This is a genomic window from Citrobacter sp. CK202, assembly GCF_030333225.1.
In the GTDB taxonomy this organism is placed as follows: Bacteria; Pseudomonadota; Gammaproteobacteria; order Enterobacterales; family Enterobacteriaceae; genus Citrobacter_B; species Citrobacter_B koseri.
In genome coordinates this window covers 1-11,631 of record NZ_JAOWGI010000013.1, presented here as the reverse complement: position 1 = coordinate 11,631, position 11,631 = coordinate 1, and the positions used below count along the sequence as shown (strand labels likewise).

Here is an 11,631-nt window from a genome sequence, read left to right as displayed (position 1 = left end):
TCCTGGAGACAGGTTGTTGGACTTCGTGTAGGGTTGCCCCCGAATGTAAACATTATTCGTCCCAGGGATAAGACGAAAAGTCTGAGAATATGTATCTATCTATGAATCCAGTACCTCCACAGCGTGAATATTTTCTTGACTCCATCCGCGCCTGGCTGATGTTGTTGGGGATCCCCTTTCATATCTCATTGATATATTCAAGCCATACCTGGCATATCAACAGCGCAGAGCCCTCATGGTGGCTGACCCTGTTTAACGATTTTGTCCACGCATTTCGCATGCAGGTCTTTTTTGTTATTTCCGGTTATTTTTCGTACATGTTATTCCTGCGTTATCCATTAAAACGTTGGTGGAAAGTGCGTGTTGAACGCGTAGGTATTCCTATGCTGACGGCCATTCCTTTACTCACCTTGCCGCAATTTATCATGCTGCAATTTGTCAAAGGGAAAACTGAGAACTGGCACACGCTTTCTTTGTATGAGAAATACAATACGCTGGCCTGGGAATTAATTTCTCATCTGTGGTTTTTATTAGTGCTTGTTGTATTAACAACCCTGAGCATGTGGGCATTCAGCCAAATCAAAAAAAGCGCGGAACGCACAACGAAGCCGTTATTCGCCGCCGTTTCGATGACCAAATTGACGCTTATCTTCTTTATCCTTGGCGTCGGTTACGCCGCGCTGAGACGCGCCATTTTTATCATTTATCCCTCTATTCTTAGCGATGGCATGTTCAATTTCGTCGTCATGCAAACGCTGTTTTATCTCCCTTTCTTTATCCTGGGCGCGCTGGCATTCATCAACCCGGCGCTGAAAGCGCTGTTTACCGTACCGTCACGCGGATGCACGCTGGCTGCGGCGCTCGCCTTCGTTGCCTACCTGCTGAACCAGCGTTATGGCAGCGGCGATGCCTGGATGTATGAAACAGAATACGTCATTACCATGCTGATGGGATTGTGGATGGTTAACGTGGTCTTTTCGCTGGGCCACCGTTTACTTAATTTCCAGTCCGCTCGCGTCACCTATTTTGTGAATGCATCGCTTTTCATCTATCTGGTGCATCATCCACTAACGCTGTTTTTCGGCGCGTATATTACGCCGCATATTACGTCGAATCTGCTGGGCTTTTTATGCGGGCTGGTCTTTGTTATCGGTATTGCGCTGGTCCTGTATGAACTGCATTTACGGGTTCCCGTACTGAAATTTTTATTTTCGGGCAAACCTGCGGTTAAACGTGATAACAGCAAGGCTGTCGCCAGTTAAGCTGCCCGCTGAAGGGCGTTAAAGCAGCCATTCGACGGGCAAGACAGACGCCAGTCGCACCAGAACCCGCTTCCAGAATCCTGTGGCGGGTTCTTTTTTCAGTACCACCTCGTCACGCAGGTGGCGATCAACCCAGTTAATTCTTCCCCAACGATCCAGCCGCAGTTGCCAGGCGTCATCACGCTGGCTCTGCATAAAACGGTTATGAATCAGCGTTGCCAGCGTTTCGCTTTCAATCACAAACCCCATTTCGGTATTGAGTAACGTCGATCGGGGATCGAAATTGAGCGAACCGATAAAAACCTTATTCCCGTCAATGCTGAAGGTCTTCGCATGCAGGCTGGAGCCTGAGTTACCGGTTAAACCACGATCGTGAAGTTCAGCCGCATGCCCGTTAGTGGGTTTAAGCTCATAGAGCTCAATGCCGTAGCGCAGAAGTTTTTTACGCCACCGCGCATAGCCCGCATGGACGACCGCCACATCGTTCGCCGCCAGTGAATTGGTAAGAATCGCGATCCTGACCCCTTTTCTCACCAGTTGCAGCAGTTGCGCGACGCCCGCCCGGGTGGGAACAAAATAGGCGGAAATAATGTCGATACGTTCCGTTGGCGACCCCATCACATCGAACAGGCGTTGCGGCAGAAGCGAATGACGCTGCGCTTTCCCCTCGCCTTTTAAAGGATCGTCGCTGAGCAGACGGGTTTTCGCCCATATCAGCGGTAAAGCGCCGCGATCAAGATGGGACATAAAGTGGCTGGTTTTCAGCTTATGCAAATAGCGGCGCGTAATGTCGTCGTTGTACCAGGAATCCGGTAAGTCAATGCGTCGGGTGATTTCCTGCTCAGACAGCGACAACACTTTTTGCAGCGTTGACACCGATTTGCAGTGCCAGTAACGTTCAAAATCATCCGCTACGTCTTTTACGACAGGGCCAATCGCCATCACGTCGAGATCGGAAAACAGCGGCTCTTCACCTGCGCCAAAATAGGCATCGCCAATATTCCGCCCGCCGACAATGGTGACTGCGCCATCTGCCGTATAGCTTTTATTATGCATACGCCGATTAAGCCGGGCAAAGTCGGTTAAATACCCCAGCGCACGCAGCATACGAAAAGAGAAAGGATTAAACAGGCGCACTTCGATATTGGGGTGGCTATCCAGCAGTTGCAGCGTATCATCAAGCCCCGGCGTGTTGTTATCATCCAGCAGCAGGCGAACATGAACGCCGCGCTTTGCCGCCGCCAATAATATCGAAAACAGCAGGCGCCCGGACATGTCGTCCTCCCAGATGTAATACTGCACATCCAGGGTGCGCTCAGCCATTTCCGTTAATCGATAGCGTGCGGCAAAGGCATCCAGGCTGTCATCCAGGGCGAGAATGCCGCATTCGCCGGGATGACGTTCACACAGCGGGGTAACAGCGCGCTCAAGTCGGGTCAACTCACTCATCACCTTGTTGGGTCAGTAATCGCTCGTAAAGTCGGGCAGTTTCTTCATCATAACAGACAAAGTATACCTGCTCAGGTAGCGCGTGGCGGGCAAGAAAATCCGCGACCGTATTGACCGCGATCTCTGCTGCGGCGGGGCGTGGGTAGCCGTAAGCGCCGGTGCTGATCGCCGGAAACGCGACAGACCGGTAGCCATTGGCCAGCACCAGTTGCAAACTGTTGAAATAGGCATCTTCCAGGAGCTGGGATTCGTTGTGATCGCCGCCACGCCAGACGGGCCCCACCGTATGGATCACCGCTTTCGCCGGCAGATTGCCTGCCAGAGTGATGACCGCGTGTCCTGCCGGGCACTCGCCCTGCTGCTGCCTGACTTTTTTGCAGGCTTCCAGTAGCGCCGGACCCGCTGCACGATGAATCGCGCCGTCGACGCCACCGCCCCCCAGTAATGAAGCGTTGGCGGCATTAACAATCACATCTACCGTGAGCTGGGTTATGTCGCCATGTTGTACATGAATACGCGATTTCATAGATCCCCCTTACCTTAACCTATAGCCTAAGTGTACAGCAGGGCTTTCAATGAAATCGCGTTTTTTAATCGAACGATTTTATCTCTGACGTGATGCGTTTATTGGTATTCAATACTCATAATCGCCAGACGTTGTTGCGGATCGAGATAGTTGACTCTCACGGATGCAATTTGTCGAAGGCTTTGCGGGGCGGTTGTAACCTGTTGCAGGGTAAAACGGTTAGTTTTCATCTGGCCATTATTCACGCATGTCATGTCAATATTTTGCTGCCGGGCACTGACCTCACAGGGAGGTTCGACAATCTGACCACGAAAATGAATAACGCCGCCGGTAGTGATTTGTTGAGCTGTAACAGAGGAAGAAAAGAGAATGCAGACGCCAAGGCCTGCTCCGAGGATATTTTTCGAACACAACGCAAACATACAATAGCTCCTCAATGATCAATCATACTTGAAGGATCGGAGTTTTCCTTCCACTGCGACGCTCGCGGTGAACGGAAACGACGTTGTTGCCTCTCTATAATTCATAGAACAGTAATCCATCCCCTGCCACAAACAATCACCAAATAAATCAAATGATTAAGATGATTTCTCAGGAGATGGCCATTGCTGCGACAAATGCAACGACTGCCCGTCGGAAACGGTAACGATAATTTTTACCGAGTCCTCCGGGGAAATATTTAAACTGAGTTTCGTTAAATCAATGGGTTGATTAGCGGGCAAAGAAAGGGTTGTTTTCTGCTGTGTACGGCTTTGCCCTCCTTTCCCATCACGAACGGCAAAAATTTGGACTTCGCACACGCAGGGTTTACTGAGCGTAACCTGGGGGACAATGGTGTAAATTTCACCTTGTTGCGTGGTATTAAATGTAATCTGGCTGGAGAGCGCGGCAAGGAGTAATAGCGTATTCATTATATCCTCACGAAAAAAACAGGGCTTTCGCCCTGTTTATTATGAGTACCCGACCTGAATCAGTACTGGTTAGCCGTGGCGTTGTTGCCGAAGCCGACCTGAGTAACCGATACCTGGGAGTCGGACGCAGTCTGGTTAACCAGCGCGCCGTTGCGGCCACCAAACTGGCTCACAACGATATCAGAGTTTTTGGCATTCCACTGATCGATAGTCGCGCTGTTTCTGTACCCATTCTGGGTCAGGTCAATGCCGCTGTTGTCAGCGCCCTGGCCTACGTCTGCGCCGTTACCATGACCATATTGTTTGATGGACAGATCTGATTTACGAGCATCGCTTTGCAGAGCAAGAGCAGAGTTTGCGCTACCGTACTGGAAAATACTCAGGGTAGATTCAGGGCCGGAATTATTACCGCCATTATTATGACCGCCGCCACCGCCCCACTGCGGAACAACACCTGCCAGAGCACTGCCAGAAACTACGATTGCTGCGAATGCTGCCACTTTTAAAAGTTTCATGGTAAACCCCCATCGGATTGATTTAAAAGTCGTCATGGTATTAACGTTGCGTAACGCGAATAGCCATGCGCGACTGTCTCTGCACTACAACTGCTGTTTTTTGCGTACCGTACTGCGTAATATCTGCTTTATTACCAGAACCTTTCTGAATAATCATTGCAGTATTACCATAAGAGCCTTGCGATATACTTGCATCATTGGCGTAACCCGCCTGATCAATATATGCAAGGTTATAAGCTCCTGACTGGTCAATCTTCGCTCGATTATTTCCGCCTTCTTGTGAAATAACAGATAAAAGTTTTGAGCCGTCCTGGCGTGTTTTTGCACTATTATAAGTGCCCTTTTGACCAATAATGGCTGCCTGATTAAATGAAGACTTGCTTAATTCATTTACCGCAAAATTATATTCCGCATTTGCCAGATCATAACTTGTCGCGGCTGCAATCCCAGGCGCACCCAGTATTGTTAACATCATAAATAACAATTTGTTTTTCATGTTGTCACCCTGGACCTGGTCGTACATTACGTTAATTTAAAAGCATTTCAATTTGACTGTTAACGCGATTCGTTTTTTGTTAACGCCGCGTTACGATGAAGAGTATGTCCGTGGAAACATTTTAAATAACTCACCCGCGAGTGGTATTTTGATATTCAGCGTCACACCAAAGTGCTAATTCACTGTTGACTCCACTGTTATTTACGAAAAATTTATTTTCTTATCTGTAGCGGGCTAAACATTTCTGCCAGTGAGAGGGAAAAACCGTTTTCTGCATATCATTATGAGTTTCTCCGGGCATCACACTGCATCGCCGTCACAACTCGTGACAAACATCATTTTTTTCTCACTAAAAATGTCCAGGCGGCCCTGAGTCGAACGTTTTAAAATTAACTTGTCAGACAAACTCAAAAATAATTTTAAATTATTATTTAAAATCAATCAGTTATTATAATTTGTATGATTTTTTAAATCTATGCAATAACAGCAACATGTACAACTTTTCTATCAAATCTAATCTCTAAAAAATCCACACATTAACATATAAATATATAATTTTACATTTTGTTACAAGTTTAACACTTGCTTTAAGGTTTGTAATGACTAGATTGAAATCAGTTGTAGTCCATCTGTTTTAATATTTTTACCCTTTTTGGGTCGATGTTTTATTTCTACACACAGCAGTGCAACATCTGTCAGTACTTCTGGTGCCTCGTATTTTAGCTGAGGCAGCTGTCAGATGTGCGACTAAAAAAAGTGGGGTTTCATCATGTTTAATGAAGTCCATAGTATTCATGGTCATACATTATTGTTGATCACAAAACCATCTTTGCAGGCCACTGCATTATTGCAGCATTTAAAGCAATCACTGGCTGTTACCGGAAAACTACATAATATTCAACGTTCTCTGGATGATATATCCGCCAGTTGCATTGTTTTACTGGATATGATGGAAGCGGATAAAAAAATTATCCATTACTGGCAAGACAATTTGAGTCGGAAAAACAACAATATCAAGACGTTATTGTTGAATACTCCCGACGACTATCCCTTCCGTGATATTGAAAACTGGCCACATATCAATGGCGTGTTTTACGCAACGGAGGATGAAGAACGTGTCGTTAACGGCTTGCAGGGGATCCTGCGAGGCGAATGCTATTTTTCGCAAAAGCTGGCCAGTTACCTGATCACTCATTCAGGGAACTACCGTTACAACAGCACGGAATCAGCGCTTCTCACTCATCGTGAAAAAGAGATCCTCAATAAACTGCGAATCGGCGCCTCAAACATTGAAATCGCCCGCTCGCTTTTTATCAGCGAGAATACGGTAAAAACACATCTTTATAATCTTTTCAAAAAGATAGCTGTTAAAAACCGTACTCAGGCGGTCTCGTGGGCAAACGATAACCTCAGGCGATAAAGCCATGAAACGCTATCTGACCTGGATTGTGGCAGCAGAATTACTGCTTGCCGCAGGGAATCTTCACGCTGCGGAAGTTGAAGTGGAAGTTCCCGGACTCTTAACTGACCATACCGTCTCATCAGTCGGCCACAATTTTTATCGCGCCTTCAGCGACAAATGGGAAAGTGAGTACACAGGCAATTTGACCATCAATGAAAGACCCAGTGCGCGTTGGGGAAGTTGGATCACGATAACGGTAAATCAGGACGTTATATTCCAGACTTTTTTATTCCCAACGAAAAGAGACTTCGAGCGAACCGTTGACTTCGCGCTGGCGCAAACTGAAGAAGCATTAAATCGTCGGCAAATAGATCAAACGCTATTAAGCACGAGTGATTTAGCGCGCGATGAATTCTAAAATATGATTTAGTCTGGAGGCTGCCATGCGTGTCAAACATGCAGTAGTTATGCTCATGCTTATTTCACCATTAAGTTGGGCCGGAAATATGACATTCCAGTTCCGAAATCCTAATTTTGGTGGAAACCCAAATAACGGCGCATTTTTATTAAATAGCGCTCAGGCACAAAACTCTTATAAGGACCCAAGTTATTACGACGACTTCGGGATTGAAACCCCGTCTGCACTGGATAACTTTACGCAGGCTATTCAATCGCAAATCCTTGGCGGATTGCTGACGAATATTAACACCGGCAAACCAGGCAGAATGGTGACCAATGATTTTATCATTGATATCGCCAACCGGGATGGGCAACTGCGACTTAATGTCACGGACAGGAAAACCGGGAAAACCTCGACGATTGAAGTGTCAGGTTTGCAAACACAGTCAACCGATTTCTAAGCCCCAGCTACCAAAGGACAATAATCATGCAGCGCTTACTTATTTTGGTTGCAGTATGTTTACTGAGCGGATGCTTAACCGCCCCGCCTAAAGAAGCCGCGAAACCGACATTAATGCCTCGTGCGCAAAGCTATAAAGATTTGACGCACCTGCCGATGCCAACGGGTAAGATTTTTGTCTCGGTTTATAATATTCAGGATGAAACGGGCCAGTTTAAACCTTATCCGGCGAGTAACTTCTCGACTGCCGTTCCGCAGAGCGCCACCGCGATGCTGGTAACCGCGCTGAAAGACTCCCGCTGGTTTATCCCGCTAGAGCGTCAGGGACTGCAAAACCTGCTGAACGAACGCAAAATTATTCGCGCAGCGCAGGAAAACGGCACGGTGGCTATCAATAACCGAATCCCGCTTCAGTCCCTCACCGCCGCGAATATCATGGTGGAAGGGTCGATTATCGGTTACGAAAGCAACGTGAAGTCAGGCGGGGTCGGCGCGCGGTACTTCGGTATCGGTGCGGATACGCAGTATCAGCTTGACCAGATTGCGGTAAACCTGCGCGTGGTTAACGTCAGCACCGGCGAGATCCTCTCTTCGGTCAATACCAGCAAGACCATCCTTTCCTATGAAGTGCAGGCCGGGGTGTTCCGCTTTATTGATTACCAGCGACTGCTGGAAGGTGAAATCGGCTACACCTCTAATGAACCGGTGATGCTGTGTCTGATGTCAGCGATTGAAACGGGCGTTATCTTCCTGATTAACGACGGGATCGATCGCGGCCTGTGGGATTTGCAGAACAAAGCGGAGCGTCAGAACGACATTCTGGTGAAATACCGCCACATGTCCGTACCGCCGGAATCCTGATATTTCGCCAACCGTAGAATGCCCGATGGCGCAGACTTATCGGGCCTACAACAGGCAGGATAAGTTTGCGCCATCAGGATTGACATCATATGAGCGTGGGGGAAACCTCACGCTTTTTTATTTGCTGACCGCCGTCGGCGAAGAATCTCTTACCCGACGAGACGCCAGCCACAGCCCGCTATTTTTCATCGCATAGCCAAACACGAGTCCCAGCGCCAGCGAAGGCAGAACCAGTCGCCAGTCCCCCTGCCCTGCAAACGTCGCGCATGCGCCGATAAAGGTGCCAGGCACAAAAGAAAGCAACAGCTGCTTCGCCTGAACGCACATCAAAAACGCGACGATTCCCGTCATAACGTAACTGACGATCTCCAGATGCGGAGCCAGCGCGCTGCCGTGAATAATCACCAGCGCCCACACCACGCCGCTCAGGAGCGTACATGCAGAAATCAATAACCCTTTCAGGCCGCCCTGCGGACAGGCGAAATAGGCCGTACAGCCCAGAAAACCCGCCCAGCTGAGCAGGCCAAGGGAAACGGCCACCCATCCCCAGATACCGGAGAGAATGCCCGTTGTGATTGCAATGGAGATAAGTATATTCATGCCGCGCATCATAGCAGAAAAGCGGCATACGAATGAGATCACGCACACATTTTATGCAAGACAATTAATCACGTTGCACAACAAGGTGACCATGATCACATTTACTCTTCAGCGCCTTCCTGTAACTCATCCCACATTGCGCCGATCGCATCGCGCGTCAACGGCGCCATCGTACGCCAGAATGGCGTCGCGGCATGGGCTTCCACTTTGCCAAGGAAAGTACCGCACCAGGGAAGCAGGTATTCAATAAACAGCGTTTCCAGCGCTTCGCTCTCATCTTCAGCAGACTGATCCTCCAGCCAGGAGGCGGCCAGCAGCAGCGTACCGATATGGTCGGCAGGGGTATCCGCCAACGGCATACCGCGAGCGGAAAGAAACGCGCGAACATCGGACTCCTTCGCCCCTTCCACCCAGGCGCTGCGATAAGGCGACACGGCGCACTCGTCGCCGACAAACAGCGCATTGTAGTCCGCCGCCAGTTGGGTCATGTCGCAACTTTTCTGCAACCGCGCCAGAAGCTCATCCTGCTCCAGCGGCCAGCTTGCCGACAATTTACCCTCGCGGATCAGCGTAAACAGAGGAACCAGCAGAGGGTCCTGCGGTTGGCGGTAATACAGCGATCCCAGCACACGACACAGGATAGAAAACTCATTCATTGATATATTCCAGTTATCAGCAATTAAAGTTCAGCAAACTCCGGGATCGGCGCCATACCGCGCGATTCCAGAAATCTCAGTAAGCGTCCTGGCGAAACGTTTAAAACACGTTCTTCCGGGAAATCCACTTCATCCAGGATCTTCCGGCATTCGGCAAATTCACCGAGTGTAAACGCAGTATGGGAATCCGACCCTAACGCCACCCATCCGCCAGCGTCACGCACGGCTGCGGCCACCGCGCGGCAATTATCTTCACTGCCTTTGCGCGAATGCAGGAATGACGAGTTATTGATTTCCAGCGCCACCTGGTATTTAGCCGCCGCCTGCGCAATCGCGGTGATATCGACAGGATACTTTGGGTTGCCCGGATGGCTGATAATATGCACATTTCCGCTGGCCATCGCGGCAATCATCGCCTGGGTATTGGTCTCTTTATCGTGCGGCGCGAAAACCGGTTCATGGAAACCGGCGATAATCACATCCAGCGAGTTCAGCATCGGGCCCGTGCAGTCAATCTCGCCATCGATATTCTTGATGTTGGCTTCAATACCGCGAAGAATGCCCACCCCGTCAACCAGACGCGGCCAGATACGCATGTTGATAAAGTGCCAGTGATGCGGAGCATCGGCCATATCCGGGCCGTGATCGGTAATGGCAAAGAGCTTAATACCTTTGCGTTTCGCTTCGGCAATATAATCGTGCAAGGTACTGTATGCGTGGGTGCTGGCGACGGTATGCATATGCAAGTCAACGGGATACATAACTCACTCCTGTAGTCGTTTTCCGACAAGGATAGCAGGTATCGTCGCCATTTATTAGTCGAAACCCGGCGCTAACCGGGTTGTCATCAGTAGCCGCGAACGCGATCGACCTGACCCGTCACGGATTCGCCGCGTTCCAGATGCGTAATGGTGCGCGAAATATAGTCCACGGCTTCCGCCGGGCGGGTGACGGCAGCAATGTGCGGCGTCATCGCCACGCGAGGGTGTTGCCAGAGCGGACTCTCTTTTGGCAGCGGCTCGCGACTGAAAACATCCAGCATCGCCCCTTTGAGTTTTTCGCTATTCAACGCGGCAAGCAGATCGTCCTCATTAACATGCACGCCACGCGCCAGGTTAAGCAGGTAAGCGCCATCCCGTAACTGATTGAGCAAGCCGGAATTAATAATGCCCACCGTCTCCGCCGTATTTGGCAGCAGGTTGATCAGCACCCTTGTTTGATTCAGGAATGCGCCTAACTCCTCAGCTCCCGCAAAACTCTCTACGCCAGGCCAGGATTTACGGCTACGGCTCCAGCAGCGAAGCGGGAATCCCCATGCCTGGAGCGCTTCAGCGACTTTGGCGCCCAGCACCCCCGCCCCCATAATACCGACGGTGAATTCATCGCGATCATATTCCGGCAGCGGCTGCCATGTTGACTGGTTTTTCAGCGCCTGATAATCATCGAAACGGCGGAACCAATGCAGCACCTGGCTCACGGCATACTCCTGCATTTGCAGGCCCATGCCGGTATCTTCCAGGCGGAACAACGGGATAGAGGCATCCAGCATTTCCGGGTGCGCTTTGAGCTTACTCAGAATGGAATCCACACCTGCGCCAAGCGCAAATACGGCTTTTAGCTTCCGTCCTTCGAGCATCTCCACCGGCGGATGCCACACGAGCGCATAATCCGCAGGTTCGTTATCACCGGGTTTCCATTCACGAATATTCGCGCCGGGAATCGCCTTTGCCAAAGCGTTAAGCCACCAGGCCGTATCGAAGGTCGGGTGATAGAACATTATCTCCATGTTGACTCCTGAGTGTTGTTGTGCGGAATTTACTCGCACTTATTATCATCATTTTCATAGGGATCATCAGCATAACAAATTTAGAGATGCTGGCAAAAAAAGCAGTTTCCGCTTATTTAAACTGCATGTTGATTGAAGTTTGTGTAATTGCACGATTTTTTAGAAAAGGTGATTGACGCCGGGGGCGTATTTCCCTAAATTAGCGCCCGTTCCAGCAACACTGGAACGACAATATGGTGAGGTGTCCGAGTGGCTGAAGGAGCACGCCTGGAAAGTGTGTATACGGCAACGTATCGGGGGTTCGAATC

At 49.5% G+C, this 11,631-nt stretch carries 15 protein-coding genes; 5 read left to right on the top strand and 10 right to left on the bottom strand.

Annotated elements, in window-relative coordinates; translation table 11 throughout:
• Positions 1-101 precede the first annotated feature (101 nt).
• Positions 102-1,262, top strand: a complete 1,161-nt coding sequence (gene mdoC, locus OGX84_RS00730) for a glucans biosynthesis protein MdoC (protein WP_012132882.1) — start codon at positions 102-104, stop codon at positions 1,260-1,262.
• An 18-nt stretch (positions 1,263-1,280) separates the two neighbouring features.
• Here mdoC and OGX84_RS00725 read toward each other — a convergent pair whose 3' ends face one another.
• The 6 genes from OGX84_RS00725 to csgB all read right to left on the bottom strand — a co-directional run bounded on the left by OGX84_RS00725 (position 1,281) and on the right by csgB (position 5,159).
• On the bottom strand, positions 1,281-2,711 hold the full coding sequence (locus OGX84_RS00725) for a phospholipase D family protein (RefSeq protein ID WP_080975442.1): 1,431 nt from the start codon (positions 2,709-2,711) through the stop codon (positions 1,281-1,283).
• Positions 2,704-3,237, bottom strand: coding sequence for an O-acetyl-ADP-ribose deacetylase (gene ymdB, locus OGX84_RS00720; protein WP_047457580.1), 534 nt, complete (start codon positions 3,235-3,237; stop codon positions 2,704-2,706). The genes OGX84_RS00725 and ymdB overlap by 8 nt, the downstream gene beginning before the upstream one ends.
• Positions 3,238-3,335: 98 nt before the next feature.
• The gene (locus OGX84_RS00715; protein ID WP_047457582.1) at positions 3,336-3,659 is read right to left on the bottom strand and encodes a YmdA family protein; all 324 of its coding nucleotides are present in this window, start codon (positions 3,657-3,659) and stop codon (positions 3,336-3,338) included.
• A gap of 156 nt (positions 3,660-3,815) precedes the next feature.
• A complete protein-coding gene (csgC, locus tag OGX84_RS00710; RefSeq protein WP_024130449.1) occupies positions 3,816-4,148 on the bottom strand; it encodes a curli assembly chaperone CsgC in 333 nt (110 codons plus the stop codon).
• 59 nt (positions 4,149-4,207) lie between these two features.
• Positions 4,208-4,663, bottom strand: coding sequence for a curli major subunit CsgA (gene csgA, locus OGX84_RS00705; RefSeq protein WP_024130450.1), 456 nt, complete (start codon positions 4,661-4,663; stop codon positions 4,208-4,210).
• A gap of 40 nt (positions 4,664-4,703) precedes the next feature.
• Complete coding sequence (gene csgB / locus OGX84_RS00700; protein WP_047457584.1) at positions 4,704-5,159, bottom strand: curli minor subunit CsgB; 456 nt, start codon at positions 5,157-5,159, stop codon at positions 4,704-4,706.
• A gap of 769 nt (positions 5,160-5,928) precedes the next feature.
• Between csgB and csgD the strand changes: the two genes are divergently transcribed.
• The 4 genes from csgD to csgG are packed head-to-tail and all read left to right on the top strand — an operon-like array spanning position 5,929 to position 8,281.
• On the top strand, positions 5,929-6,579 hold the full coding sequence (csgD, locus tag OGX84_RS00695) for a biofilm master transcriptional regulator CsgD (protein ID WP_012132891.1): 651 nt from the start codon (positions 5,929-5,931) through the stop codon (positions 6,577-6,579).
• A 4-nt stretch (positions 6,580-6,583) separates the two neighbouring features.
• Positions 6,584-6,979, top strand: a complete 396-nt coding sequence (gene csgE, locus OGX84_RS00690; protein ID WP_012132892.1) for a curli production assembly/transport protein CsgE — start codon at positions 6,584-6,586, stop codon at positions 6,977-6,979.
• 25 nt (positions 6,980-7,004) lie between these two features.
• Entirely contained in the window at positions 7,005-7,421 is a 417-nt protein-coding gene (gene csgF, locus OGX84_RS00685) for a curli production assembly/transport protein CsgF (RefSeq protein WP_012132893.1), read from the top strand.
• 26 nt (positions 7,422-7,447) lie between these two features.
• Complete coding sequence (csgG, locus tag OGX84_RS00680; RefSeq protein ID WP_024130452.1) at positions 7,448-8,281, top strand: curli production assembly/transport protein CsgG; 834 nt, start codon at positions 7,448-7,450, stop codon at positions 8,279-8,281.
• Positions 8,282-8,398: 117 nt separating this feature from the next.
• Here csgG and OGX84_RS00675 read toward each other — a convergent pair whose 3' ends face one another.
• From OGX84_RS00675 to ghrA, 4 genes are all read right to left on the bottom strand, one after another.
• Positions 8,399-8,881 (bottom strand): DUF1097 domain-containing protein, encoded by a 483-nt coding sequence (locus tag OGX84_RS00675; RefSeq protein WP_024130453.1) that lies wholly within the window; start codon positions 8,879-8,881, stop codon positions 8,399-8,401.
• Positions 8,882-8,982: 101 nt separating this feature from the next.
• A complete protein-coding gene (locus tag OGX84_RS00670) occupies positions 8,983-9,537 on the bottom strand; it encodes a TorD/DmsD family molecular chaperone (protein WP_012132896.1) in 555 nt (184 codons plus the stop codon).
• Between the two features lie 23 nt (positions 9,538-9,560).
• A complete protein-coding gene (locus OGX84_RS00665; RefSeq protein WP_012132897.1) occupies positions 9,561-10,298 on the bottom strand; it encodes a phosphatase in 738 nt (245 codons plus the stop codon).
• Positions 10,299-10,384: 86 nt separating this feature from the next.
• Complete coding sequence (ghrA, locus tag OGX84_RS00660; RefSeq protein ID WP_012132898.1) at positions 10,385-11,323, bottom strand: glyoxylate/hydroxypyruvate reductase GhrA; 939 nt, start codon at positions 11,321-11,323, stop codon at positions 10,385-10,387.
• Positions 11,324-11,631: the final 308 nt, after the last annotated feature.